This window comes from Pacificimonas pallii, from assembly GCF_019204005.1.
Lineage (GTDB): Bacteria > Pseudomonadota > Alphaproteobacteria > Sphingomonadales > Sphingomonadaceae > Pacificimonas > Pacificimonas pallii.
The window spans coordinates 109,044-135,867 of record NZ_JAGSPA010000003.1; the positions used below are offsets into that span (position 1 = coordinate 109,044).

The window sequence follows — 26,824 nt, forward strand, 5'->3', positions numbered from 1 at the left end:
TCCTAGGCCTGCTGCCGGAACAGCTGCGACAGCCCGTCAGACGTGCGGTTCGCGATGTTCGAGGTCAGCTGGCAGTGGAACATGAACTGGTGCGAACGCACCGTCAGGTCGATCATCTCCGACGGGGTCAGCTCCTTTCCGGACGCGGCCAGCCGGTTCGCCTCGACGGCAAGATCGCGGGCTTCCCCGTCGACCTTGCTCATGGTTTCCATCACCGATTCCATCGCGGGCGAGACCATGTCCTTCCCGCCCGCCTGCGACGCGCGTTCCAGCGCCGCACCGAAATTGCCGATGTCGGTTAGCGATGCTGCGGTTGGCATCGCCGATGGCGTACCCGCCGCGGCAGGGCCCGCCATCTCCGTAAGCGTGAGCGCTGCGGCACCGATTTCTACAGCCATCGCGCGTCTCCCTTCCTCGTGCGAAATCAGTTCTTGCGAGCCATCGTCTGCAGCGACTCGCCGACCGAATTGGTGGAGGTCGAGCTGGACTGCGCCATGAAGCTCATTCGCAGCGATTCCGCCGTCAGCATTGTGATCTGCGAGGGTGAGTCCGCGCCCTGCTGCAGCTCTTCCGCGCGGACTTCGATGCGCGTTGCCTGATTGTCGAGCGCGTTGCCCCAGGCATGTGCCAGCGCTTCGTACCAGGATGCGGGATCCGCATTGGTTTCCCGGCGACCTGCCGACGGCGCGGCAGCCAGGTTATTCAGGAGGTAATTCGTATCGACGGTCATAGTCTCTCTCCTCGGGTTGATCAGAATCAGAACTGCACGGTTTGGCGAACGCCGCCGCGCTCGATCAGCATGGCATCGGTGTCGATGCGGACGAGTTGATCGCCGGTCGGCAACACGGCGCCTGCAAAATAGCGGCTGCCGTCTTCGGTCACGACATAGCCGTCCTCACCGCCCACGACCGTGGCGACGCGCTTGCCGGGATCGTGCGGCATGACAGCGGCCGGGGCGTCAATCAGCCTTGCGGGGGTCAGGATCAACTTCTCCAGCGCTGGCACATCCTTGATGACGGCTTGCCGGATGTCGTTCAGCGTGCCGCGGCGCGCCTCGAACTCCTTCGCCTCGACGACGCCGCTTCCACGATACGCCGTTTCGGCCATTACACCGTTGATACGCATGGCGTCGGCCACCCGGCGCGCCAGTCGCTCGCCGGTCTGGATGTCGGTCATGGCGGCGACATTCGCGGACTCGATGATGCTGGCAACACGGCTCAGTTGCGCGTCGGCGGCGACGAAGCCGGAGACGACAATCTCGCCCTCTACATTTTCACGAACGGTCAAGCCGGAGAAACCATTGTCCTCCAAAGCTATTTCGAGACGCGGTATCGAGTTATCGCGGCCAAACGTCCCAAAGTCGAGATCGCCGCTCGCCGTCGCCACCGCCGTTCCGCCTAGGAAAAGCCCGGCTCCGATGAAGGTCAGGGCCGAACGCTTGGCGAAATCCCGATATCCCGCGCGGAGCCAGCCGTGAACACCGGCCCAGGGATCGTCTATTGTGGTCTGGCTATCGCCGCGTCGAGCCAGCGCGTCGGAAAGTCGCTCGCATCCTGCCCAGCGCGGATCGTCCGCCTCGCCTATTGCTAGGATATTCGCACCTACACCGAGCGGCGTGAGTTCTGGCAACAACATGTCACGCGGAGCTTCGATCTCGGTACCGTGCAGTATGATGGTTCCGGATATAAGGTTCAGCCGGATCCCGTCGGTCTGACGCTCAAGTGAAAACCGGATGTCTCTGGCGCTCGGTTCACGCAGAACGATATCGTTTCGGACACCGTATCCGGCAAAGGCCGGGCCGGTTCTGGGCAGGTCGCGAATGGCTCCCTCAAACGGTCCGGCGGTCACGCGAAGCTGCATGCTCATCGCTTACTCTCCCTCGGGTGGTTTCGGCAGCGGCATGCCATTGCGAAGCTCTTCGACGCTCTGGTCCAGCGACGGTGGCAAGGATGCCATACGTGTATCCGCGATCCGCGGTGAAATCAGGAACAACCGCTCGACCCGGCGTGTGGACACGCTGTTCGTTTTGAACAAATATTCCAAGATTGGAATGTCGCCGAGCAAGGGCACCTTCACCGTTCGCGTGGTCTCGATCTGCTGCGTCAAACCACCGAGCAGAAGGCTCTCGCCCTCCAGGATCAGCGCCTGTGTATTGACGGCGGATTTGCGTACCGTCGGCAGGTCGTCGACATTGCGATTAAACTGGATCGCGCCGTCTTCGATAGTCACGAGCAGGCGAATCCGCACCGCGTCGTTATCGGCGAAAACATGCGGCGTTACACGGAGTGCGGTACCGGCGGAAATGTTGAACAAATCCACCTCGTCCTCGCCTGCGACCTGGACGTAAAAAGTCTCCGTCTGGTCGAAAATGGCTTCGTTGTTCGACAGCGTCAGTACCTGCGGCCGTGTCACAATCTTCGCCGCGCCCCGTTCCGCCAGCGCGTTGATGCGGGAGAAGAGCTGCAAATCACTGCCGATGATCGACGATATCGAGAGTCCCCGTGAGAAGGGCGTGATATCGTCTACATCCGTGCCCGGCAGCAGGCGCCGGTCACTTCTCGTGCCATTGCCGAAGCCGACGCTGACGTCATCGCCATCCGACAGCCGCCAGTTGATGCCCAGCGCGCGCGCGCGGTCGACGTCGATATCGATGATGGTTGCCTCTATCTCGACCATCTGCGGTTCCTGGTCGAGTGCGGCGATCAATTCCTCGTAGATCTGCAGCCGGTCCGGCGTGTCGCGTACGATCACGGCATTCAGACGCTTGTCGGCCTGAATGCGGACGGCGTTCTCTTCGGGCGTCGCGGTTTGCACATAGGCCTGCTGCTGAAAGGCGGCAGGCCTATAGGCTGCCGGCGAGAAGCCGTTGCCGACCGGCGGATAGCCGAGACGCTCGTCGCTGTTCGGGCTGGGCCGGGTATCGTAGCCGCGCATGCTGGGCACCGTCGGTGGCAGATAGCGCTCCCGATAATCGCCCTGACCGCCGATCAGCGCGCCGCCACCCGACGGGGTCACCATCGATCGCAGAATACTGGCGATACCGGGAACGACCGTCTCGCGATCGCCCACACGCATTGTGACATCCTGCGCCCAGCCATAGCGGAGCGGGAACACACGGAAGGCGAGCGGCACGGGCTTCACGCCGCGGGAAACGAAAGAACCGGTCGCGCTCTTCGGAACGCCAACAGCGGATGCGATCTCCGCAACCTGATCGAGGAAGCGCGGCACGCCGCTTGCGACGAGAAGTCCACCGCGAGTCTGACGCAAGCGGTTGAGATTGTCGGTCAGACCGAGGTCGGCGGCTGCCGCACGGATGTCACGCGCACCTGCTCCGGGAAATGTCCGCGTTCCGATGGCACTGGACGGATATACATGCGCGACGGCCCCGTCATAATATATGGCGAGATTATAGGCTGAGGCTATCCTGGATGCGACCTCGCTCGCCGAGCCTTCGAAACGTCCGTTCACCGCGCCGCTGACACCGGGGCTCACAGCCGCCGGGACGCCGATACGGCTGAATAGTCCGGCGAGAAACGCACCTACGGGTTGTTCCCGCGCGGACAGCTCGACGCGCCGGTCGCCGCCGGGCAGCGGCGCGGCCAGCACCGAGGCGGACATCGCCAAGGCCAGTGTAGCTGCGAGAATGATCTTCATGAACTGGCCCCTGTCATGCCGAATAAATTTGATGACTGGATCATGCCGCCACCGCCGCCGGCAGCGCGCGCGCAGCATCGTTCTCGGCCTGCGGCGCAGGCAGACCAATATTACCGCGCACATCGATGCTGACGGCGGGCACCAATTCGGCAGGCGACAAGACGGCAACGTCGAACAGGTCCGGCGCAATCAGTTGCCGCACCGCGGCGCGGAGATCTGGCGCGACGACGATGGCGTTCACTTTATCCCGGCGCACCGGCGCGACGATCGCATTGAGGAGGGCCTGCGCTTCTTCCGGGCGAAGACCCACGGCCTCTCCGGACTGCGCCTGCCGCACGAGTTCCCGCAGCCGATTTTCAAGGCCCTGATCGATGGTCAGCGCCGCCAGTCTTCCGTCCGGCGCGTAACGGTTGCGGATATGACGCGCGAGGGCACGGCGGCCATGCTCAGCAAGGGCGGCCGGGTCGTTTTCCCGCTGCGCATGTTCCGCGAGCCCCTCGAGCAGTGCGCGCAGATCGCGCACGGGCACCTCCTCGGCAAGCAGACGGCGAAGCACCTCGGCGATTTTTGAAAGCGGCGCGGCGCGCAGCAGCTCTTTTACGATATCGGGATAACGCGCGTTCGCACGGGTGATAATCTCGCTCGCTTCCTGGATGCCGACGAATAGCGGCAGATTGCGGCGGATAAGGGCGCGAACCTTTTCGATCAGCGCTTCCGGATCGCCCTGCCCGGTGCCATCGCCGCCCGATCCGAGCGGTGCCTCGAAGGCAAGCAGCCGCCAGTCCTCTCCGCCCGTATCGGTGACATGCAGGCTGATGCCGGGCAGGACGATGCCGAGGTCCAGTTGCATGTCGCTCATCAAGGTTTCGGCCCCTGCCGACAATGCCAGCCGCTGCGTATTGCCGAGATAGTCCGGTCTAACCTCCAAAAGCAGCGGCACGACCGCGCGGATCTCCGGCGCGGGAACGCTAACGATGTCCGGCAGCGCCTTTTCCGGCCGGTTCAGCGCCGTGCCTGCGGGCTTTAGAAGGCGGTCGAGATGCGCGCGCAGCTCTGGCGTCAGGAAAACTCCGATCAGACCGAGCCCGATTGCCATCACGGCGAATACCGCCATCGGAAAGCCGGGAATAACAGCGAGTAGCAGGCAGATCCCGCCCGCAACCAGCAGCACACGCGGCTTGGCGGCGATCTGCTTCCGTACCGCCTCGCCCAGATGCTTGTCCTTTTCCTCATCGGTTGCACGCGTCACGATCAGGGCAGCGGCGATGGAACAGAATAGCGCGGGGATCGACGCGACCAGTCCGTCGCCGATCGTCAGAACGGAGTATTTTTGCATGGCTGCGCCGAAATCCATGCCCTTCACCATCACACCGATGGCAAGCCCGCCGATCAGGTTCACCAGAGTGATGACGAGGCCGGCAATCGCATCGCCCTTCACGAACTTCATCGCGCCGTCCAGACTGCCGTGAAGCTTTGATTCCAGCTCCAGATTGCGCCGTTTCTGCTTGGCCTCGTCTTTCGAAATCAAGTTCGCACGAAGGTCCGAATCAATGGAAAGCTGTTTGCCGGGCATGGCATCAAGACTGAAACGCGCCGCCACCTCCGCGACACGTTCGCCGCCCTTGGCGATAACGATAAACTGAACGACCGTGATGATCAGGAAAACGACCAGGCCGACGACCAGACTGCCGCCGGCGACGTAGCTGCCGAAGGTGTCGATGATCTGCCCGGCATCTCCCTCCTGCAGGATCATCTTCGTTGTCGCGATCGACAGCGTCACCCGGAACACCGTGGTGATGGGCAGCAGGCTTGGAAACACCGAGAAATCGAGCGGCCCGGAAATATAAATCGCCATCAAGAGCATCAGCAGCCCGGTCAGTATGCTGATCGCGACCATGACATCGATAAAGACCGGCGGCAGCGGAAGAATGATCAGTCCCACCGACATGATGATGCAGCCAACCAAGAACAGATCACTGTAGCGCGCCCAGCCGCTTTCCGTCTCACCTGCGGACTCGGCGCGAAAGAAGTTCGCCATTCCCATGGTCAGCGCGCCCCTTGGGCGGCGGCCGCACGCAGCGCTTCGTAACGGGCAAGGACGTCGCGGACATAGCCTTGGGTCTCGCGGTAAGGCGGGATCTGACGTCCGTATTTTTCCACCGCACCTTCGCCCGCATTATAGGCGGCGACGACCAGCGGCAGGTCATTTCCAAACCGCTTGTGGAGCACTCTTAGGTAAGCTGTCCCGAGTTCGACGCTGGTGAACGGATCGTGCAGCTCGCTGTCATCCCCGGCAAACCCAAGGCCGCGCGCAGTGGCGGGCATGACCTGCATCAGCCCACGGGCACCCTTGTGCGATATCGCGCCGGGGCGAGCGCGGGACTCCACATGAATCATCGCTTCCACGAGCAGCGGGTCGATCAGCTTTTCACCGGCCACCCGCTCAACGAGCGCGCTGTAGTCGCTGGACGGCGGGCGAACGTCTGTCACCGCCCGTGTCGGAATGCTCGGTGACGCAGGAATACTGATCGCTGCGCCAGCCGAGATGGACGGGCGCGCCAGGCCATAGCTAGCAGGGACAATACGGGCCTCCGACCCGCGACAATTCGCAATCGCGAGCGAGAATTTTTGCGCTGCGGCACCTATGCTGCGGAAACGTTCACCATCGGCACCGATGCAATCGGCTGCATGAGCCGCAGATGGACCAATGCAGATTAGTGAAAGTACCGTAACAATGATACGCAACACGCGACGCCTCCTCATTGTGACGAAGATGTAATGATCTTCCCACATCCGTAACGATTTCATGTCGCGATCAAGTCTTTCCCCGCGACCCCATTCCCTTCGCTTCACAAATCGTTACAGTCATACTTTGTTAGGGATTTAAGACAGGCTTTACGAAATGTTCTTTTCTTCCGATGAGCTGAGTTGTCATGGCTGATAACAAGGATGGTGGCGACAAGACTGAAAAGCCCACAAACAAGCGGCTTAGAGATGCGCGAAAGAAAGGCGATGTGCCGAAGTCACGAGAAGTGTCTTCAACGCTCGGTTTGATCGGCTGGCTGGCCGTCGCAGCCGTAACCATCGGCTATGCCGGATCGCGACTCGGAGGCATGTTCGAGTCGGTTTTCGTTTATCTGGCCAATCCGGACGTCGCATCCATGGCCCGGCTCGGCGATGAAGCCTTTTGGACATTGCTTGCCGTTTCGGCCGCAATCATCCTTCCGGTCGCGGCCATCGGCGCGCTGGTGGAATTCCTGCAGGTGGGCCCGGTCGCCACGACCGAGAAGATGAAACCCGATCTGTCGCGCCTGAATCCGATCGACGGTTTCAAGCGCATGTTCTCGATGGACAATTTGGTCGAGGTCGTGAAGGCTATTTTGAAAACCATTATCCTGCTCGCTATCGGTGCCCTCATCACCTGGGGCATGATGCGCGATACCATCGGTCTGATCCGCGCGGATGCGGGCGCGGCGCTGATGTTGAGCTGGGATCTGATCTTTGCGATGCTTGCCTGGACCGCGGGCATTTTCATCATCGTTTCCGCTGCCGATGCGGCTTATCAAAAGTCCAGCTTCATCAAGAAAATGAAGATGAGCCGCCGCGACATCAAACAGGAGATGAAGGACATCGAAGGCGATCCGATGATAAAGATGAAGCGACGCCAACTTCATCAGGAATGGGCGAGCCAGAATGCCGCCGGTGCTGTCCGGCAAGCGACGGCACTGGTTGTCAATCCAACGCATATCGCCGTTGCATTGCTTTATGACGAAGCCGAGTCCCCGGTTCCGTCGGTCATCGCCAAGGGTGAGGACATGATGGCGCTGGCAATGCGCGAGGCTGCCGAGGAAGCGGGTGTCCCCATCCTGCGGAATGTCGACCTCGCCCGCGCGCTGAACGCCCGGGTCACGCTGGAGGATCTGATCCCGGCAGATCTGTTCGACGCCGTCGCTCAGGTCATCGTGTGGGCGCAGCAGGTGCGCGGCGGCGTACAGCCGGAGGAACCGGACATTATTCTGGCGGAGGAGGCTCGCGCGCCGGAAGATCAGGCGTCTCTCCCGCCGCCCAGTGGCGGATAAGGGTAACATTGCCGCCTGCAACGCCCAGCATGAACGTTTCGCCGCGGTAACGCACCACCGTTACTCGTTCCCGCGTTCCCAGCGGCAGCGAGCGCACAAATTCCAGCGCATCGCTATCGCCCTCACCCCGGCTGCCCGTCCCGATCTGATAACGTTTCAGAACGCGCAGAAAAACATAGGCGAATGCAAGGACGCCCGCCGTGGCGACTACCGTTACAAAAAGAGAGCCGAGCAGAGAGTCCATTCGCGCTACCTGTCACGCGCCGGGCAGCGCGCCAAGCCTTCAACCACCCCGCATTCGCCGCTCGCGGTCTTCCCGGAAGCGTTCCGGCTCGGGAGGCCGCTCATATCCACGCTCCAGTATCAGAGCCTGTGCGCGCGCCTGCCACTCAGCGAGTTCGGGAAATGCGCCGGGATCGACATCGCGCCAAAAGATCGCCTCCAGGATGGGTTTCGTCCCTATCCGGTGTTTTTGACCCGGCGCCGCAGCCTTCAATTCATAGTCGGGCCGCGCGCCTCTTTCGAGCAGCCAATAGGCCTTGTCCCACTGTCCGCCCACATAATAGCCAAGCAGCGTGTCGCCATATTTACCATGTACAAAGGCCTCCAGGTCCGCGCCCGCCTCCACCAGCAGCTTCACATCCTCCCACTGGTTCCACATGGCGGCATGATAGGTCATCGGTTCGTCAGCGCCGTTCCGCGCATCGGGATCGGCACCGGCATCGAGCATGGCGGCCGTAAACTCCGTGCCCGCAGCCTGCACCGCATATTGCATCGGAATTTGGCCATTCGGCAAACGGCGCAGCGGGTCCGCCCCGGCGGCGAGCAATGCGCGGAATGTCTCAACGTCGCCCGCTTCGACGGGTAGCAGCAGCAGCGGCTTGCCCTCTTCGTTCACAGCGCTCGGATTGCCGCCCGCCTCGACAAGCGCAGCAATTTCCGCCGCACTTCCCTGAAAGACAGCTTCGGCAAGGGCACGATCCCGATCTGAAAAACGCGCGGCCGCTGCCGCCTGAGATGTTTCGGTTGTCATGTCGGCGTCAATCTCGGGGGAACAGCCCGCAAGCGCAAGGGCAATCGTCAATGGAATCCCGACCGGATTTGGCATCGCTTACCTCTTTCAGCGAGCGTTCGCCTCCCGCCGGGCCGCCTCGGCCTCCATGGCCGCGATCACCACGTCCATACCATGACGCGCCGCCATTTCACCTAGTTCCGCGGGTGCGCCGACGGCATTGCCTTCACCATATAGGGCAGACAGGACGCGCGCTGTCGCTTCTAGCTGGCCGATCGCGCGCCCGGTCGCCTCGAAAGGGTCGCCGCCGCCGTCCAGGCGGTCAGGGATGGCGTCGTCGATTTCCGCTCCCTGCGCCGCCCGCCGGTCCGGCAGGCCCTCATTCGCGTCGATGGTGTCGTTCAGATAGTCGATCGTCGCATCAAGATCGAGCGTGTCGGCCCGCTCGCCAGCGGGAGCCAAGCGTGTCTGATCTCCAACCGCCGTCGGAATCGACCTCAGATCGCCGCCTTCAGCTGCCAAAACCGCATCAAAGGCTCCGGCCCGGTCAAGCGCGGCGGCTTCCTGCACGAAGGGTTGAATAGCTTCGATATTCTCTTCCCATCCGTTCAGCCGGTCGGTCAAACCGTCCGGACGCAGCCAGCCCGGCAGCGAATCCAGCGCGTCGGTCACATTTTCCAGCGTTCGCTCCGCCGTATTCACGACAGCCTCGGCGCGCTGAATATTGCCCAGCCCCGCCTGGATTACATCGACGGCCTGTTCGGCATTGTCAGCCGTCAGACCGGGCAGCGCTTCCTGTACGCTCGTCAGGATTTCGCCCTCGACCTGATAGCCGCGCACGAGATCTTCTGCGTTACCGGGCGTACCGCCGCGCTGCGCCAGATAATTGGCCGCTGTTCCCGGATGCAGACCGGCACTATTAAAGATCACCGCCGGTTCGTTCGTCACCGCCGCCGCCGCGGACGCGAGTCCGCCGCCCAGCGAATGGCCGGTAATTTCAAAGTCGCCACCGGTCGCTGTATCGACCTTCTCCGCCACGGCCATGGCGCGGTTGTAATAGTCCGTCGTGCCGCCAACGCCTTGCCCGAAATTATTCGCCCAATCCTCGATGGATGAGGACTCCGTCCCCTTGAACGCCAGCACGGGCTGCGCGTTCGGATCGATATTATCGCCGTTCGGGACATAGAGCTCCGCGCGGAAGCCCGATGCCTCGCCCGGATTCAGATCCTGGAGCGACAGACCATACTCCGCCAGCATTTCCGGCGAGGCGCTGACGCGGTCCCAGCCGGTAGGCGGCGCCGTATCGCCTGTCGTGTAATGATAGACGTCGTCCGCTAGCGCGGCCTTCTGCAAATCACGCTCGATCTGGGTAAGTTCCGTTTGCGACTCGGATAGATTGGCCTGCGCCGCCGCCTGAGATCCTCCGGTACCTTCGATTTCCATCGCTTCATTCTCCAGCCGCAACAAGACCCTGCGATGAAAGGATATGTCAGCGGGGCGAACCGCCCTATACGGGACTTCCCGTAATTTCGGCGTCGCAAGAAGCGGCTAGTCTCATATGCATGGGGAACGATATCGACACTGCAGCGGCCGCCGTCATAGCCGCACTTACCGGTCCCAGGGTCGGAGACAGCGACGATGCGCTGGTCTTGGATACGCGCAATCTTCATCAAGAAGAAGCCGCAAGCCGGCCGCGCGGCGCCGCGATTTTTCTTTCTGTGAGAGGCGGACACGCAGCGTTGTGGATCAACAGGCTGGATGGCCGCGCGCTGGACGACACAGATGACGCGGTCGCGCTGACCGAGCGGCTGCATCGCGCCGAACCGGTGCTGGAAACGATCGAAGCGGCACTCGGGATGGAATTCGCCCCTGCCAGCTCCGAACCCGAAAATGGGTATGCGGGGTGGTTCCAGGTCATCGGCAGGGATGCAGAGGGTGACGCGAACAGCGACCTGACGATCGCCCTTTCGGCGGATGCGCTGGCGGGCGTTCGCTCGAGAGAAAGCGGCGGCGCGGCGATCGGACGTCATCTACCCGTCGAGGCCAGTCTGGACATCCTTCTTCCCCCCGTCGCCGCAACGGCCGCGAATGGGGACGTCATCATTCTCGGCGGCGACCCGGGCATGATTGTCACTGCGCCGGATCCCATCGGCAAGATCGCTCACGCCGCAGGCAAAACCGACAAGACGGCATGCCCGCACTTTCACTGTCCGCGCCAGGAATATTCGATGCGAAGCCTGGAAGCAGCGCGGCGCGGCGAGGCCCTACGGATTCCCGAGGATATGTCTGGCACGCTGCATCAGCCGGACGGACGTGTCCTGGAGGCGCAACTGGTTCGTGTGGGCGGTGCCCGCGGCGTCCGGGTAGGGAAGGCCGTCGACACACCCGCATCGGCGGAGGCAGCCTGATGGACCTGACCAGCTTTACACCGGCCTCTGCGCTCGTCACCGTAATCATGCTGGCGCTGGCGCCATTCGTGGCGGTGATGGTGACGTCGTTCACGAAAATCGTCGTCGTTCTCAGCCTGCTTAGAAATGCGCTTGGCCTGCAGCAGGTGCCGCCGAACATCGTCATCAACGGGCTGGCGCTGATCCTTACCATGTACGTAATGTATCCCGTCGGCCAGGAAATGAGCCGCGCCTATGAAGCGAGCGGCGAGGTGCCCGCAGAAAGCATGGGATCGACGGAGTCGCTGTTCGGCACCGTCGACCGCGTGAAGGAACCCCTGCGCGACTTCCTCACCAAACATGCGCCGCCGCGGGAGCGCGCCTTCTTCCTTCGTACCGCCAAGAGAATTCTGCCGGAACAGGATGCGCGAGAAATAAAGCCTAATGATTTCATTATCGTCATCCCGGCCTTCACCGTTGCGGAATTGTCGCGGGCGTTTCAGATCGGTTTTCTGATCTTTCTGCCCTTCCTCGTCATCGACTTGGTCATCGCCAATATCCTGCTCGCGCTCGGTATGATGATGCTGTCGCCGACGGTCATCTCCCTGCCGTTCAAGCTTCTGCTGTTCGTCCTCGTCGACGGCTGGGTGAAGCTGACCCACGGCCTTGTGCTGAGCTATATCTGATGGGAAACGAAGCGCTCGACCTCACCGCCAATGCTCTTTGGCTGGTTCTGCTCCTATCCGCGCCGCCGGTGCTTGCGGCATCCATAGTCGGCCTCCTCGTGGCGCTCGTTCAGGCGGCGACGCAGGTGCAGGAGCAGACACTGCAATTCGCGCTCAAATTCTTCGCGATCGCGCTGACGCTTTTCGCGACAGCGGCAGTTATGGGAAGCGCACTCTACGACTATGCCGACCGCATATTTACCAACTTTCCCGGTATGACTTCGGTCTGAAGACTTGGACGCGCTCGCCGACTATAAGGACAACATCCTCATACTCGCCGTGGCCATCGTCCGCGTGGCAGGCGCGTTTCTAATCGTTCCGGCCTTCTCGCCGGACACGATACCGCCGCTGGTGCGAAACAGCATTTTCGTCGCACTCGGCCTCGTCGCCGCCGTCATGTCACCGGGCCTCGCGACACTTGCACCCAGCGCCGCAGAATGGGCGATCCTGTTCGTCAAGGAAGCCCTGATCGGCGTTGCGATCGGCTTCTTCTTCGCCGCCGTCCTGTGGGCATTCGAGGCTGCAGGGCAGATTATCGATACCAAGGTCGGCCTCGGCATGGCCTCTGTCGTCGACCCGCTGTCCGGGCATCAGAGCTCCGTTACCGGTCAATTTCTGGGCCGCCTTGCCAATTTCCTGTTCATGGCAGCGGGCGGGTTCATGCTGTTGATCGGGACGCTCCTGGAAAGTTACGCCATCTGGCCCATCACCGAAATCATGCCCGATTTTCGTGTGGCGACGGTGCGGTTGTTCGAGTCGGAGTTCCAGCGCCTTCTCACGATCGCGGTTTTGGTCGCCGCGCCCGTCCTGACGATCCTTCTCGCTCTCGACTTCGCGCTGGGGCTCGTCAATCGCTACGCACAGCAACTGAATGTCTTTTCGCTGTCCATGGCGCTGAAGGGGCTATTGGCAACGCTCGTCCTCCTCATCATGCTGGGGACGCTCGTAGAGACCGTTCTCGACGATATCGCGAGTCGCCCCGGCATCGCGCGCGCCGTTCTGAAATCGATGACCGGAGAGTAAAGCGCGACCGCCGGAATTACGGGAACTCCCGCATGGCCGCGAAACGAAATTCATGGCTTTCTCCTTGCCAGAGACAGGGGGCCGGCGGTCGGTCCCACGGGGCTCCCGAACCGTGAGGAGGGTCGGATCATGACTACGATTGCAAATACGATGTACACGATGGCGGCGGGATCGGCGCTTATCAATTTCGCGGCGCAGATGGGCGCGATGGCGCGCTTCGGTACCATGCAGTTCACACCATTCAACCTGCCGCAGAACGGCATCCTGCCAGGCGGCGGCTGCCTGCCGCCCCCGGGATGCGGCTGTTGGGCGCCGCCCGTCGCTGCGGTAGAACCCTGGGCCGCAACCATGCCCGAAAATGGCCGCGCCTCCGTCGATCTTGGCGATGGCTACACCATGGAACTCAACGAACATTCCTCCGAAATCATCATTCGTGACGGCGACGGAAACGTCACCCGCATCTGGGGCGACCCGCATGTCGATGTGAATGGCGAGCGGTCGGGCGACTTTTACGACACCACCACTTTCGAGCTGGAAAACGGCACGAAGATTACGATCAACACCGAGCCGTGGGGCAATAACCCGAACGCCTATGTTGCCAGTCAGGTCGTCGTGACGAAAGGTGATCAAGGCATGGTGATCGACGGAATCAGTCAGAATCAGAAAGGCGATCTTGAGATCACGATGGGCCAGAATGGCCGCGCGCTCGACTTCGCTCATGATGATGGCATGAACGTGCATGAACAGGATCTGGGGAACGGCGATTATGGCTGGACCAGCGAGTTCACGGGCGAGCGCATGACAAGAGCTGATTGGGACCTGACGAAACACGCCAATCGCGAACTGCGCGAGTCGATGGAGTTCAGCCGCGACATGAGCCAGGCAATCATGGGCTGGCTGTTTGCGGGCGATCTTGGCGCACTGATGACATGGGCTGGCACCGAAACCGCCGAGCGTGACATGCGCGAGACCGTGATGCCGTTCATTCCCAATGTAAACGCCTGATCGGCCTACACAGATGTTCAGCGCCGCTGCCCTGCCGGGCGGCGGCGCTCTTCTTTCCATTAAAGGCGCAGCTCAGCGTGGAACATAAATGAGCGCGTATTTCTCTTCAGGGAAACCACGGCGTCCGCGGCGGTTGAATTCTTCATCCGTACCGTCAACGAACAGCGCACCAACCTTATGATCCCCATTCTCCCAGACGCCGGTCCAGTTCTGCCTGCGCCGCCATTCTTTCGACCAGACGAGCGTCCACGAACTGCCCAGGTTTGCCGTAACATGCTTTTCCAGATCGAGCGCGACCGCAGGCGCGGGGACCGATATCGGGGCGTCGGAACAGGCCATGACGGCGAGTCCTAGGAATGGCCCGGCGGCACGCAAGGCGGATCCTCCCGCTTGAGAAGACGCGAAACCGCGCCTAGCGTGACCAGCACCAGCGTGCCGCGCGCGCAAAAGGACCGGCGGCCGTTCACCGCCGGTCCGGGCGCGATTTAGCGCACCATATCCACACCGGTCGTCATTGGGGATGTTTTCCATCCGGTGCGAAGAGCGATTGTCAGTTCCAGATGTCATCCAGCATGACGTTGACGCCCACATAATAGGTGCGTCCTGCAAAGCCCTGGCGGCCCGATGGACCGTTTAGCGACCCGCGCACCTTGTCGGGATATTCATCGGTCAGGTTGCGCACACCGCCATAGATGCGGGCGGAATCGAACAGCTGATAGCCGACCTGGATATTATGGTTGGAAAATGCCTTCACATAGGGAGAGTCGATGAAGTCATACGCCGTATCGCGCTGGGTATTCACCAAAGGCGGACGCAGGGTCGAACTGCTATAGCCATAGCCATAGTTGAAATCCCAGCGGTCCAACGACCAGTTCAGATCGAAATTCAGCACCCATTCCGGAGAGGAACCGCCAGTGTCCGTGTTGAAAAGTCCCTTATCGTCGGTCAATACTGGTAGCGGCGTCTTCTGGATGTCCAGCCTTTCCAGCCAGGTGCCCGACGCGCTCAGGGTGAACGTGCCGAATTTGTCCGTCGGCAGCGATTGCACGGCCAGAAACTCCACGCCGCTGGTACGGATGGTGGCAACGTTCACCGACTGGATCTCGACAAAATTGGCAAATCCACTGCTCGCGTCCCGTCCGATCAGCGCGCAGAACTGGTTGTCCAGGGTCGGCGCGTCATAACAGGCGTTGAAGATGGACTGCGTGTTCGGGCGAATGACCGCGTCCTCCAGTTCGATGTCGAAGTAATCGACGCTGAGGGTCAGCCCGCTGATGAACGGTGGCCGCCAGACGGCGCCGACCGTTTTCGTCAGTGCAGTTTCCTCCTGCAGGTTCGGGTTGCCGCCGGTGAGCGCCGGGAAGAACGTGCCAAGCAACGGATTGAAAGTCGCCGGATCGACGCCAAGTGCGTTCAGCGCGGTGGCGCAGTTGGCCTGCCGCGTTGCCGAACCCAGCGTGACGTTGGTCGTCGAGCAGGGGTCGAACTGCCCCAGGCTGGTCGATGTATTGGTACGCGGCTCGAAAAGCTCCTGAATGTTGGGCGCGCGCACTGCGGACGAAATGGTACCGCGCAACGTCAGCCCCGCGACCGTATCCCACTGCGCACCCAGCTTCCAGGTACTCGTATCGCCGATGGTGGAATAATGCGAGTAACGATAGGCACCATCCACGACCAGGCTGCGGAATACCGGCCCCCGCCCCTCGATCAGCGGCAGCGACACCTCTCCGAACAGTTCGACCACGTTGAAGCGGCCTTCGATGTCGCGTCCGGCAAAGGAGGCGACGGTACGGGTGGACCCTGACAGCTCGTCGAAATCGGTCGCGGATGTCTCCTTGCGGTACTCCGCGCCAGCCACGAAAGACGCCGGACCACCGGGCAGGTTGAAAAAGCCGCCCGTATCACCATTCACATAACCCTGGAGCACGAATTGTTCGTTTTTCGTGCTGACGGTCGTCGGAATCCATATCCACGCACGTGCAGCATCATTCGCGGCGTCGTTCTTCGTGAATGGATCGAACGGCACGCATCCACCGCCAGCACCGGGGCTAAAGCTGACCGCCCCCAATGCCGGATCGAACGAGGTCGCCAGAAAATCGCTGCTCAACCCGGTGAAACTGTTCGGATCGATTGTGCTACGGCATACGACCTGGCCGGTCACCGGATCGACGACGGAATCGATGGCGGCGATGTACCGGTCGAACATGCGATTGTTGGTGACCGTTTGCAGCCTGTCGACGCGGCCGAAGTTCGCCGAAACGTCATACCCCAGATGTTCGGTCATCTGACCGCGGGCGCCAACGACGGCGCGCAGTGTTTCCTTGTCGATGATGGAATTTTCGAACCCGCTGTCGATGTCCCATCGGTTGAAGAAAATGGGCGCGCCGCCCGCTGCCGTGACGATATTCGCCGGCAGGAACGCGTTGTCGACCGCGGTCGGCATGCCCACCGTCAGCGTGTGCTGATCGACCGCTTGGTTCTGCACATCTGAATAATGGAAATTCACATAGGGTGTGAAGGCCTCCGATACCTCGAATTGGCCGATGGCTGTCACGATGTGCCGCTCGTTCGACGGCCGGATGCCCTGGGCAAACAGGATCCAGTTGGGCAGGCCATCGCCGCCGATTTCACCCGTGCCGGCAAAACTGCCGATATTGACCCCATGTTCGAACGGCGTGCCGTCACCGTTGAACCCGTTGGAAAAAATCGCAAACGGGTCAATCCGCGCGCCGCCCTCGGTAAAGAAGGATTCCCGCGTGCCCGGCGCCAGCACGAACTCCGGCGTCGATCCGTTCAGATTGTCGATCTGCTCATGCACATCGACGCTCGACTGCGGACGCGCCGTCGCCAAGGTCAGCGGCCGTTCGCCATAAGTGTAGTTCAGCGTAAGGTTGCCGCGCCCGTCGGCGAAATTCTTGCCAGCGGTCACTGCGTAGACCTGATCGCGGAAATCGCCGTCCTCGGCATCGCCATATTGCGCGTCGAAGGCCAGGCCGTCAAAATCCTTCTTGAGGACGAAATTGACAACGCCGGTCACCGCATCGGCGCCGTAAATGGCCGAGGCGCCGCCAGTCAGCACGTCGACCCGCTCAATCATTGCCGGGGGGATGACGTTGGTGTCGACGGCGGTGGATCCGGCAAATCCGCCGATGAACCGCTGTCCGTCAATCAGAACCAATGTGCGGTTCGCCCCCAGATTGCGAAGGTTGAGGACATTCTCGCCCGAACTCACTTCGCTCTCACCTTCAGATCCGACCAGCGAGCCGACTTCCTTTACCATCTCCTGCACACTGGTTTCACCCGTATAGGCAAGCGCCTGACTGTCGAGCGACGTCACGGGGTTCGGCGATTCCAGATTGGGCGAACGGATGCGCGTACCGGTGACGACGATCTCTGCGTCGTCTGCCTCACTCGGGGGAATTTCCGCAGCTGCTACTGGCGCCTGGCCGGGCGGGACGTCAGCACCAGCTCCACTGGTCGGCTCCTGCTGCGCGAAGGCTGCGCTTGCCGTGGCGACCGCCATGATCGACGCACTGGTTGCGAACGCTTTAAAATACACAGATTTTTTCATGAGCCATCCCTGATAATTTGCTCTCCACCGGCACAATCCACGCCCCGCGCCTCAATGAAGAGAGTTGATCGTGTCATTTCTATGACAATTTCACCCCACGTCATGATGCAAACCAAAACAAAAATGATGAATTGCGCAATTTTGCTGCATACAGGTGCGAAACCAGCTATCTCTCGGCGATGCCGCGACTGGTGGGAGGAAACGCGACCTAAATATGACCGAAATATTCGATATGGCCCGCATGCAGACGGTCTACGGCGCATTCAACGCGGCGCTTGGTAGGCGCGAAAGTCCTGTGTCCCCCGTTCATGTCGTCAGCGACCCAAACGCCAATGGCATGCTTTTGATGAACAGCATCGGCAGAAAGGCAAAGACTGCTGATCGCGGATATTGGGAAGTACTGCGCGCCGATGACGACCTCCTGATCTGCGCTGCGAACGACTATTATGATGAATGTTTCCATTATGATGTGCAGACGGGCATGGATGTTTTATCGATCCGTTTCATCTATGCTGGGGAACTGGGTATCCGTGCCCCGGGCGAACCTGACGATGTCTGTTTCAGTGCGCGAACCGCGTCGGTTCTCAGCGTCACCGAGGAGATGCCCTACGAACTGTTGATCCGGGAACGGCGGCAGCTGCTGTCGGTCACCCTTCATCTTTCCGAACAGAGATTATGGGAGGAGGTGGGGTTCGATCTCGATCAGGGCGCAGCCCTGCTCAACGCGCTGCAAAGCGGTGGCATCCAGGGCGTCGTCCCCATGACGGCAGGCATGAACAATGGCGTTCTCGATATTCTGTCCAACCGTTTCAGCGGCGGTCTTCGCGGCCGCTATATGATGACCAAAGCGCAGGAATTGCTCTGCCTGCTGGTCGACAGCGCCCAGCGGACCGCCGGCTTAGGTTTCGAACCCGCAGCACTGACCGGGCATGACCGCGAACGGGTCCGGCAGGCACGTTCGATCCTGCTCGACAACTTCATCGAGCCGCCCAGCGCGGATAGCCTGGCGCGCCAGGTCGGCCTCAACCGCACCACGCTACGCCGCGGCTTCAAGGAGCAGTTCGGACAGACCATCGCGCATTTCTGCCACCAGCGCCGTATGCACCTCGCGCGTCAGTTGCTGGCAGATCCGATTTGGAACGTGGCGGCCGTTGCCGAGGAAGTAGGGTATAGTCAGCCGACCAACTTCACCGCTGCCTTCCGGCGTTATTTTGGCGCGCTCCCAAAGGATTTCCGGCGCCACTAATCCGCGAAGCCTGGCTGGACGACATATGCGTCCGGCATAACGAGTGTTGCGCCATCCATCATTCATATTGCGGCGGGCATCCACGCCCGCTTCGTAACGGGGGGCGTGTGGTGCTAGGACGCACGGATTGCGACATGGGGGAGGACTGGTCTTGTCATATATGAATAACTTCACGCGGCGGACCATGCCGCACATTCTTGGCGCCGGGCTCTTGCTCCAGGCCTGCTCCGTGTCGGTGCCGACCGACAAGCAGGCCGACAATGTCGTCGTCGCGGATTTGCCGCAGGTCGTTCTTGATACCTCGGCAGGTGAGATCGTGCTGGAAGTCGACAGCAAACGCGCGCCCGTCACTGCCGCCAATTTTCTTGGCCATGTCGAATTGGGCGCCTATGACGGCGGCAAATTTTACCGGGCGGTGCGGCTCGACACCGATCGCGGCACACCGCCTATCGAGGTGATCCAGGGCGGCCGCGGTCTGGAGTTCGAGGACGATATTCCCGGCATCGCGCACGAACCGACCAGCAGCACCGGCCTGCGCCACCTCGACGGCACCATCTCCATGTCGCGTAGCGAACCGGGCAGTGCGACGACGGAATTCTTCATCACCATCGGCGACCAACCCGCACTCGATGCTGGCGGGACGCGGGCCGCAGACGGTCTCGGCTTCGCTGCATTCGGCCGCGTAATCCTCGGCATGGATGTCGTGCGCGCCATTCAGGCTATGCCCGCCAATGGTGCGGCGCCCGACCCTTATGTCGAGGGACAAATGCTTGACCCCGTCGTCACCATCACCACCGCTTCCCGCCGCAAGGGCGCTGCCAAATGAGGATACCCGCTATGCCATGCTGCGCGATTGCCCCTTACGCTGCCGCCTGCGCACTGATCGCGCTAACGACCGCCTGCGCCCCGCGTCCCGCCAGGCCGGCGGCGACCGATGCGCCGCCCGCGGCAAGCCTTGATCCCGACAGCGCCTGGCTGCACGACAATGCGGCAAAGGTCGGCGTGCGAACGCTGCCCGGCCTGCAATATGAAATCGTCGAATCCGGCCCGGAAGATGGCGTCCCTCCCACGCTCTCCGACGATGTCACTGTCCATTATGAAGGGCGGCTGGTGAACGGGGAGATATTCGATTCCTCCTTTGAGCGCGGCGAGCCGTCCACTTTCCCGCTTCGCCGCCTGATCCCGGGCTGGGGCATCGCCCTGCGCCTGATGCGCCCGGGCGATGAATGGATCGTCACCATCCCGCCGGAAATGGCCTATGGCGCGAAAGGGGTCGGCCCGATTCCGGGGGACAGCGTCCTGATCTTCCGCATCCGCCTGATCGAACACAGCCCGACGCCCAAGACTCCGTCTCCCCCCGAGGAATGATTGGGCAGTTCCCTTATCGTGTGAACCCGATGGGGTAGCGGACCGCCAATCTACTTGTGGACCGGCTTCGCGCCGCTCGGAGTTCGCCTTCCGCATTCCCTCGGGGGCATCTCGACATGAAATTCCGGATTTATTCTCTTTTTTTCCTAAAGCTTTGCGATCATCACAGTCTCGCCGCCAGTTCAAACATTGATGAAACCGTGAACGGTTTTTCAGCGATGCGAGCCCCATTCAATCTTTGTGCAAGCAACATGCGTCAGCCATGTTCAATCATAATTGTCAGGGGGACTTCCGGAATGAAAAACAAGTTAAAAGAAAACGCACCGATGGGCGTGTGCGCCGCACTTCTAGCTACGTCATTCTTGGCAGTTGGTGGGATCACGCCTGCTTTGGCTCAGGCAATACCGGAAACGACAGAAAAGGATGAGCCGGAAGAGGTCATCGTGGTTACGGGCTCGCGCCTCGAAGGCGTGGTCTCGACGTCCCAAACCATTACCATCGACAAGACTGAGATCGATGCGCGGGGATATAATAGTGTCGAGGATATCCTTTCCGGGCTCCCGCAGAATTTCAATTCCATCAACAGCGCGACGACCAGTCTTGCGGGCACTGGACAGCCGGGCAGTAGCGTCGGCAACGCGCAGCGGTTCGGTGGCCAGTCGGCAGCAAATTTGCGTGGGCTGGGTGAAAACAACGTCCTGGTTCTTGTAAACGGCCGCCGTCAGGCCTCCTCGGCAAGTATCGAATTCGAATCGCTGGGGCGTGTTGGCGCGGTCAACCTGTCGACCATTCCCTTCGCGGCTATCGAGCGGGTCGAAATATTGCTCGACGGGGCGAGCTCCATTTACGGTTCCGACGCCATTGGCGGCGTCATCAATTTCATCCTGAAGCGCGATTTTTCCGGCTTTGAAATCTCCGGCCGCCACGAAATTGGAAAGAATGGGGGCGATTCCACAACGATCGATGCTCTCTTCGGCACAAGCTGGGGTACCGGCAACATCACCGTGAGCGGCAGTTGGCGGCGCGAGGATCCCGTTTCCACCGCGAAAGCTGGCTTCACGACTCTCGACAGATCGGCGCTCGGAGGCGTGGACGGGCGTCAATTCGGACAGCCCGCCCTGATTTATCTGCCATCTGACGACTTTAACTCAATCGGCCAATTGGCGCTGGACGATGATGGAACCACACCTTTGACAGCGGCTGATCTGGCTGGGGCGACGGGTAGGTTGATCTCACCCACGGCAACGGTGGATACCGTACAGCCCTTCTTCGGCGCGGAGGGCGAGAATTGGTCGACCACCGCAACCTTCGAGCAGCATTTTGGTGACCGTCTCAGGGTTTATGCGGATGCCCAGCTTTCAAAGGATCGGTCGCTCGTGATCTATCCGTCGGTCGGATATATTTATTCGTTCTCATTGGCTGATGACGATTATGGCAGACTGCTGGTCATTCCCACGACCAACGCTTTCAACGACACGGGGCAGGACCTTCTGATTGAGGCCGTTCTGGAACGCGAATCATTGGAAGGTATCGCGCCGGAATCCGAGCGTATGACTTCCGATTTGCGTTATGGAGGCGCAGTGGGATTCGAATATCAGATTTCGGATACATGGTCGGCGGATATTTCCGCGGCCATCAGCAGAACCGAAACCGACTATGACAACGATTATTACCTGCTCAATCTCAGGAAACTTCAGGAACTCGCCAATAGCAGCGACCCGGCGGTTGCATTCAATCCATTTGGCAACGGCACGGCACAGGTCGATCTGACGAGCGTATTCGACACCGAAAGCGGGCCGGATTCCCTCGATCAGAATTACGTCACGTCCGTAAAGACGTTGCAGGCCACTTTCAAAGGCGAGTTGTTCGATCTGCCGGGGGGCCCTGTTCGCACGGCGGTCGGCGGCGAACTTCGCTGGGAGTCCATGACGTTTTCGGACAGGAACGTTTTCGGTTCCGGTGATACCCGGGGTATCTTCGCTGTCGCCTCGCCGAAACGTGAACTGGCGGCTGCTTATGCCGAACTTAGCGTTCCGCTGGTCGGCCAGGCGAACGATGTCCCCCTTATCGACAGTCTCGAGATCAATCTGTCGGGCCGTTACGACAGCTATTCTTCAAAAGTGACAACGCCCGACACGACTATCGACAATCAATATAATGAATTCAGTCCAATGATCGGCGTGGCCTGGTATCCCATACGCGGATTGAAAATTCGCGGCAATTGGAGCCGTGCATTTCGTGCGCCGACCATAACACAGGTGTTTCAGGCGCGCCGGTTAAGTGTGACGTACAGTCCCTTTGTTGCATATAACTTCATTCTTGATGATCCGTTTCTTCCAGACGGCGTAACCGATCCAGCTGCGGTCGCACCGCCATTGGAACTCTACAATGGCTCGAACAATAATCTTAAAGGTGAAACGTCCGAATCCTGGTCTGTCGGCGCCCATTGGAATTTTGACTTCCTTGATAGCGCTTATATCAGCGTGAATTTTAACGACATCACAATCAGAAATCAGATTTCGGGAACCTACAGTATCGTTCGCGATCCCGAGACCTGGTTGGCCGGTGGCTTTGGTCCGAACGGCCCTGCCAATAGCGTCGAGCGTAATTCTGAAGGGTTTATCACCGCGATCAATTCGATACCGTTCAACATCAACGGGACAGAAAGCCAGTCACTGGATCTGGGCGCAGGCTTCGGCGTCCATACCGATGTCGGCCGCCTGTTCTTCGACTGGTCGGCAACGCATACGATCAAAACCGAGCGCGATGCTCTGGGTGTGGTTTCGCGTTTGAACGACACCGATATTGGCCTACCGAGCTGGGCGCATACTTTTACGCTGCGCTGGGACGCAGAAAAATACGGTGCCGCTCTGACGATCAATCATACCGGATCATACGACAATCTGGCAGGTACGGCTAACATACTCAGCTTCCGCAGCAAACGCGTCAATTCCCGCTTCGTCGATGAAAATGATCTGTACGACAGGGTCGATTCCTACACGACGGTCGACTTGACGGGTCGCTATAAATTCGAATCCTTGGGAGCGGAAATTTCTGCTGGTGTGATCGATCTCTTTAACGCGGAATTTCCTTACTATAATAATGTTTCCGGTGCGCCGTTTGATCTTCGTCACGTCGATCCGCGGGGTCGGCGCGTATTCGTGAAGTTGAGCAAGCGATTTTAGGACCGTCCTGAGCGGCCCGGAGGGTTTCAATTCTGAAAACTCGGGCCGTTTTCTGGCAAGGGGCCGCCCGCTTTTGCCGGGCACACTATTTGATCCAAAGGAGATCATAACGTGACGTTTTTGAATCGCATTGCGATTGGCGTATTTGTAGTTCTTGCCGCGCTCTCCGGGTGTGATCGGGCCCCAGTTACCGACACGGGACAAGGCGGCGACACGGCTTTTGTCGAACCCGTTGCGGGTGACTATACGCTGACGATCAGAACCTCTGGATTTCCCGAGGGCTCCGAAGTGACGATTTATAAACCGGCCCCTGTGACCAGTCCGGAGGCTGTGATCTTCATCCACGACAGGCAGCCTGTAGAAGAGCCGGTCATGACCTTTAACGGGTCGGTCGATGAGCCGATGATCGCATCCATTGATATCAAGCCCCCAAGCGGCAGCGATGTGCGCTATCAACGATTTGGCTTCGTTCTCGAACCGGGAAATATTGACGTAATGGTCAATGCGGAAACCCACGAGATAACCATCGAGGGCGGTGCGTATAACGACCAGACTGTCAACAGTTGGAAGCGTCACCCAGCCTATTTAGCGCTGGAGCGCGACGCCAAGGAAGTCGACGATCAATATTATGCCTGGTATCAGAAAAACCGGCACATAGAGACGGGTCATCCAGAATTTGAGAAACAACTGGAAGATCTGCGCGTAAAAAAGGAAGATCTCAGGCACGAAATTCTCGCCGATATCATCGAAGGCACTGCCGATCCCTATGCGAAGCTTCACGCACTCGTTCAGGATCGAAAATTGTCTGAGTCGGAGTATCTGGCGGGGCTCATAGAGTTGGAACCGCAATTGAAATATAGTGAGCGGTGGCAAGTCTACAAAGGTCGGATTGAAAATAGAATCAAAGCGTTGGAGGCGCAAAGCGGCGTCGGCGTTGGCACGCAAATCAAGGATTTCGAAGCCAATCATCTGGACGGGCGCAAATTTCAACTGTCGGACGTGCTGGGCACGAAAGACTATATTCTGGTTGAATTTTGGGCATCATGGTGTGGCCCCTGTCGCGCGGAAATCCCGCACATGAAGCAGGCTTATGCGGAATATGCCGACAAGGGTTTTGAAATCCTCTCATTTTCACTCGATCACGAGATGGAAGCTTGGGAAGACGCCTCCATTCAGGAAGACCTTCCGTGGATCAACACAGGCGACCTGAAAGCCTTCACGAGCCCCGTCGCAAAAATGTACGGTGTTTTGGCAATCCCGCGTAACTACCTTGTGGATGGCAGCAATGGTGAAATCGTCGCCATGGACCTGCGCGGAGACGATCTGGATACCAAATTGGAGGAGCTGCTGAAGTAGTTTCATGCAGTCACGCACTGAAAGCTGGGGGTGACGGGTTAATGCGTCTATTGCTGGTCGAGGATGAGGCAGAACTCGCGACCGTCGTCGCTCGACTGTTGAGCGCTGAGAATTACGTGGTCGACCATGCCCCCGACCTGGAAACCGCGTGGGAAGCGGTTTGTCTCACAGATTATTCTCTCGTCCTGCTGGACCGGCGACTGCCAGACGGCGATGGTCTTGAACTTATCAGGCGAAGCAAGCGTCTGTCGATCCCGCCCCGTTTTCTCGTTCTGTCCGCCCTGGGGGATGTCGAGGATCGCGTACAGGGACTCGACGAAGGGGCCGGGGATTATGTCGTCAAACCGTTCGTTCCGGAGGAATTGCTGGCCCGCATTCGGGCGGAGCTAAGGGTACCAGCCGCTGAACCGGCACAACGGGTGCGGTCCTTTGGTCGCCTTCAATATGATGCAAGCCTACGGAGCTTCTCGGTGGAAGGACAAGTCGTTGTCATAAGAAGGCAAGAACTCATCATCCTCGAAAAACTTTTCGACAACGCAAATCGTGTCGTTACCCGCGAAAGCATCGAAAATGCGTTATATGGCTTTAATGACATGCCTGAAACCGTGACAATCGAACCGCAAATCTCGCGTCTGCGTAAATCTCTGAGCGCTCATGCAACGGGTGTCGAAATCCATTCGGTTCGTGGTTTAGGTTATATGCTTAAATGCTCTTGAAGACGCTCAACTTTCCTTTGCGCCAGAACAAACCGTATCGGTTGCAACGACGTATTCTTTCCCTTTCGATCATCTTCATGACGATCGTGTTCGTAACGCTGACAATCGGCGTCCCGATTTTCAATCACCTCACGCTGCATGATTGGGTCGATGAGGAGATTAATCGGGTTGCCTTCAGCCTTCAAAGCCTTTTGCTCGAAGAAGTAAGCACTGAGGAAAAGGTCCGGTCGAGGGACATTCTAGAAGGCGTCGCCGCGGAAAATCCGGCTTTCTGGTACTATGCCGAAGGCGGTAACAGAGTGATTCACAGTGCTGGCAACAAATTGCCGCTGTACCGGGACAGAGTTACCGCCTCGACCACCATGGTGGATTATGATGGAAATCTGCAATGCATGAATGAAGGCGTATATTTTCAATTCCAGGGCCAGCGGCCAGGGATGACTACGGTATGGCGCATCGATTGTGACGACCGACATTTATATGTCGAGTTCGGGGGTGTCGTGGAAGCTCCATTATTGTTCTGGGATAAGGTTCTTTATGAATATTCCCAGTCAAATCGGACAAAAAGATCGTTTCTACCCTTCGTTATTCTAACGGTGTTTCTCACTGGATTCATTATTGTTGCATTTCGCAGCCTGATGTTCCGCGTAACGGAAGTTGCCGCAAATGCCAGACGGATCGGATCGGACGGGGAATATCGACAACTCCCGACCGAGCGGCTTCCGGCGGAGATTCTACCTCTGGTAGAGGCCTTCAACGATGCCATGATCCGCTTGCGAAAGGCGAAGGATCGACAGGACTTTTTCCTTGCGGCGGCGGCGCATGAAATCCGCACCCCGCTCACCATCTTGCGAACCAGGATCGCCGGTTTTCCAAAAAGCACATTGAAAGAGGAGGTTGCCGCCGACCTTGACCGAGTCGCGTCACTTGTGTCTCAATTATTGGCTTTGTCACGGCTGTCGTCGAGCGAGATCGTCGCGGAAGATGTCGATTTCGTGGATGCAATCAAACGCATCTGCATCAATCGGACTCCCTTGGCCATTGAACAGGGCCGCGACCTGTCCTTCACACTCAAGGGTGCCCCTGTGAGTGTGTTGGGTGACCGCCGACATATCCAGAGCGCGGTCGCGAACCTGATCGACAATGCGATTATGCACACCCCTCCGGGAACTACGGTGCAGATTACGATCGGCGGCGCTTCTGTATCTGTTTGCGATGAAGGACCCGGCGTGGACGAAGGCACCAAAGCCCAGATTTTCGAGCCGTTTTTCAAACATCCGCCCAACAAGAAAGGCCAGGGTCTCGGATTGGCATTGGTCAAGGAAATCATGCAATTGCACGGAGGGCGCGTGACGGTCGATTCCGCCCCCGGTGGAGGGGCATGTTTCAAGCTGACCTTTCGCGAAAAATCGACCCAATAATTCCTGCGCAACCCCTGTGCAAACTTCCTTCCGTAGCAACGCGCACGAAACAAGGGCGACCTTGCCGACTTCAAGA

General features: G+C 59.6%; 24 protein-coding genes. 13 read left to right on the forward strand and 11 right to left on the reverse strand.

The genetic code is table 11. The features are described 5' to 3' along the window. Positions 1–2: 2 nt before the first annotated feature. The 6 genes from KCG44_RS09185 to KCG44_RS14555 are packed head-to-tail and all read right to left on the reverse strand — an operon-like array spanning position 3 to position 6,144. Positions 3–398, reverse strand: coding sequence for a hypothetical protein (locus KCG44_RS09185; protein WP_218445797.1), 396 nt, complete (start codon positions 396–398; stop codon positions 3–5). A 26-nt stretch (positions 399–424) separates the two neighbouring features. Continuing rightward, on the reverse strand, positions 425–730 hold the full coding sequence (locus KCG44_RS09190; protein ID WP_218445798.1) for a hypothetical protein: 306 nt from the start codon (positions 728–730) through the stop codon (positions 425–427). A 26-nt stretch (positions 731–756) separates the two neighbouring features. Then, positions 757–1,866 carry a SctD/MshK family protein gene (locus KCG44_RS09195; protein WP_218445799.1) on the reverse strand — a complete coding sequence of 370 codons (1,110 nt, stop codon included), beginning with the start codon at positions 1,864–1,866 and terminating at the stop codon, positions 757–759. 3 nt (positions 1,867–1,869) lie between these two features. Beyond that, positions 1,870–3,654: a type III secretion system outer membrane ring subunit SctC gene (gene sctC, locus KCG44_RS09200; protein ID WP_218445800.1), complete on the reverse strand. Its 1,785-nt coding sequence runs from the start codon at positions 3,652–3,654 to the stop codon at positions 1,870–1,872. Between the two features lie 40 nt (positions 3,655–3,694). Then, positions 3,695–5,698: a flagellar biosynthesis protein FlhA gene (locus KCG44_RS09205; RefSeq protein WP_218445801.1), complete on the reverse strand. Its 2,004-nt coding sequence runs from the start codon at positions 5,696–5,698 to the stop codon at positions 3,695–3,697. Positions 5,699–5,700: 2 nt separating this feature from the next. After that, entirely contained in the window at positions 5,701–6,144 is a 444-nt protein-coding gene (locus KCG44_RS14555; RefSeq protein ID WP_218445802.1) for a lytic transglycosylase domain-containing protein, read from the reverse strand. 443 nt (positions 6,145–6,587) lie between these two features. Here KCG44_RS14555 and sctU point away from each other — a divergent pair, with 443 nt between their 5' ends. Next, positions 6,588–7,733 (forward strand): type III secretion system export apparatus subunit SctU, encoded by a 1,146-nt coding sequence (gene sctU / locus KCG44_RS09215; RefSeq protein WP_218445803.1) that lies wholly within the window; start codon positions 6,588–6,590, stop codon positions 7,731–7,733. Here the strand turns inward: sctU and KCG44_RS09220 are convergent. From KCG44_RS09220 to KCG44_RS09230, 3 genes are read right to left on the reverse strand one after another with little or no spacing between them, the layout of a single operon-like run. Continuing rightward, entirely contained in the window at positions 7,666–7,977 is a 312-nt protein-coding gene (locus KCG44_RS09220; protein WP_218445804.1) for a FliO/MopB family protein, read from the reverse strand. The two genes, sctU and KCG44_RS09220, sit on opposite strands and share 68 nt — an antisense overlap. 39 nt (positions 7,978–8,016) lie before the next feature. Beyond that, positions 8,017–8,841 carry an ankyrin repeat domain-containing protein gene (locus KCG44_RS09225; protein WP_218445805.1) on the reverse strand — a complete coding sequence of 275 codons (825 nt, stop codon included), beginning with the start codon at positions 8,839–8,841 and terminating at the stop codon, positions 8,017–8,019. Positions 8,842–8,853: 12 nt separating this feature from the next. Continuing rightward, positions 8,854–10,188, reverse strand: coding sequence for a Tle-like phospholipase domain-containing protein (locus KCG44_RS09230; RefSeq protein WP_218445806.1), 1,335 nt, complete (start codon positions 10,186–10,188; stop codon positions 8,854–8,856). A 296-nt stretch (positions 10,189–10,484) separates the two neighbouring features. Between KCG44_RS09230 and KCG44_RS09235 the strand changes: the two genes are divergently transcribed. The 5 genes from KCG44_RS09235 to KCG44_RS09255 all read left to right on the forward strand — a co-directional run bounded on the left by KCG44_RS09235 (position 10,485) and on the right by KCG44_RS09255 (position 13,885). Next, positions 10,485–11,153 carry a hypothetical protein gene (locus tag KCG44_RS09235; RefSeq protein ID WP_218445807.1) on the forward strand — a complete coding sequence of 223 codons (669 nt, stop codon included), beginning with the start codon at positions 10,485–10,487 and terminating at the stop codon, positions 11,151–11,153. After that, a complete protein-coding gene (sctR, locus tag KCG44_RS09240; protein ID WP_218445808.1) occupies positions 11,153–11,818 on the forward strand; it encodes a type III secretion system export apparatus subunit SctR in 666 nt (221 codons plus the stop codon). The genes KCG44_RS09235 and sctR overlap by 1 nt, the downstream gene beginning before the upstream one ends. Then, positions 11,818–12,087, forward strand: coding sequence for a type III secretion system export apparatus subunit SctS (sctS, locus tag KCG44_RS09245; RefSeq protein ID WP_218445809.1), 270 nt, complete (start codon positions 11,818–11,820; stop codon positions 12,085–12,087). Before sctR ends, sctS begins: the two co-directional genes overlap by 1 nt. A gap of 4 nt (positions 12,088–12,091) precedes the next feature. After that, positions 12,092–12,880: a type III secretion system export apparatus subunit SctT gene (sctT, locus tag KCG44_RS09250; RefSeq protein ID WP_218445810.1), complete on the forward strand. Its 789-nt coding sequence runs from the start codon at positions 12,092–12,094 to the stop codon at positions 12,878–12,880. A gap of 129 nt (positions 12,881–13,009) precedes the next feature. Further along, complete coding sequence (locus tag KCG44_RS09255) at positions 13,010–13,885, forward strand: DUF1521 domain-containing protein (protein WP_218445811.1); 876 nt, start codon at positions 13,010–13,012, stop codon at positions 13,883–13,885. Positions 13,886–13,957: 72 nt separating this feature from the next. Here KCG44_RS09255 and KCG44_RS09260 read toward each other — a convergent pair whose 3' ends face one another. Both KCG44_RS09260 and KCG44_RS09265 read right to left on the reverse strand, forming a co-directional pair. After that, positions 13,958–14,224, reverse strand: coding sequence for a hypothetical protein (locus KCG44_RS09260; protein ID WP_218445812.1), 267 nt, complete (start codon positions 14,222–14,224; stop codon positions 13,958–13,960). Between the two features lie 211 nt (positions 14,225–14,435). After that, a complete protein-coding gene (locus tag KCG44_RS09265; RefSeq protein ID WP_218445813.1) occupies positions 14,436–17,456 on the reverse strand; it encodes a TonB-dependent receptor plug domain-containing protein in 3,021 nt (1,006 codons plus the stop codon). Positions 17,457–17,670: 214 nt separating this feature from the next. On the opposite strand from KCG44_RS09265, the gene KCG44_RS09270 reads away from it, so the two are divergent. The 7 genes from KCG44_RS09270 to KCG44_RS09300 all read left to right on the forward strand — a co-directional run bounded on the left by KCG44_RS09270 (position 17,671) and on the right by KCG44_RS09300 (position 26,748). Continuing rightward, positions 17,671–18,702, forward strand: coding sequence for a helix-turn-helix transcriptional regulator (locus tag KCG44_RS09270; protein ID WP_218445814.1), 1,032 nt, complete (start codon positions 17,671–17,673; stop codon positions 18,700–18,702). A 160-nt stretch (positions 18,703–18,862) separates the two neighbouring features. Continuing rightward, positions 18,863–19,528, forward strand: a complete 666-nt coding sequence (locus tag KCG44_RS09275; protein ID WP_255536507.1) for a peptidylprolyl isomerase — start codon at positions 18,863–18,865, stop codon at positions 19,526–19,528. Next, positions 19,525–20,070, forward strand: a complete 546-nt coding sequence (locus KCG44_RS09280) for an FKBP-type peptidyl-prolyl cis-trans isomerase (protein WP_218445816.1) — start codon at positions 19,525–19,527, stop codon at positions 20,068–20,070. Before KCG44_RS09275 ends, KCG44_RS09280 begins: the two co-directional genes overlap by 4 nt. Before the next feature lie 116 nt (positions 20,071–20,186). Continuing rightward, positions 20,187–23,255 carry a TonB-dependent receptor domain-containing protein gene (locus KCG44_RS09285; RefSeq protein WP_218445817.1) on the forward strand — a complete coding sequence of 1,023 codons (3,069 nt, stop codon included), beginning with the start codon at positions 20,187–20,189 and terminating at the stop codon, positions 23,253–23,255. A 111-nt stretch (positions 23,256–23,366) separates the two neighbouring features. Beyond that, a complete protein-coding gene (locus KCG44_RS09290) occupies positions 23,367–24,611 on the forward strand; it encodes a redoxin domain-containing protein (protein ID WP_218445818.1) in 1,245 nt (414 codons plus the stop codon). 41 nt (positions 24,612–24,652) lie between these two features. Further along, the gene (locus tag KCG44_RS09295; protein ID WP_218445819.1) at positions 24,653–25,327 is read left to right on the forward strand and encodes a response regulator transcription factor; all 675 of its coding nucleotides are present in this window, start codon (positions 24,653–24,655) and stop codon (positions 25,325–25,327) included. Then, the gene (locus KCG44_RS09300; RefSeq protein ID WP_218445820.1) at positions 25,324–26,748 is read left to right on the forward strand and encodes a sensor histidine kinase; all 1,425 of its coding nucleotides are present in this window, start codon (positions 25,324–25,326) and stop codon (positions 26,746–26,748) included. The genes KCG44_RS09295 and KCG44_RS09300 overlap by 4 nt, the downstream gene beginning before the upstream one ends. The last annotated feature ends 76 nt before the right edge of the window (positions 26,749–26,824 follow it).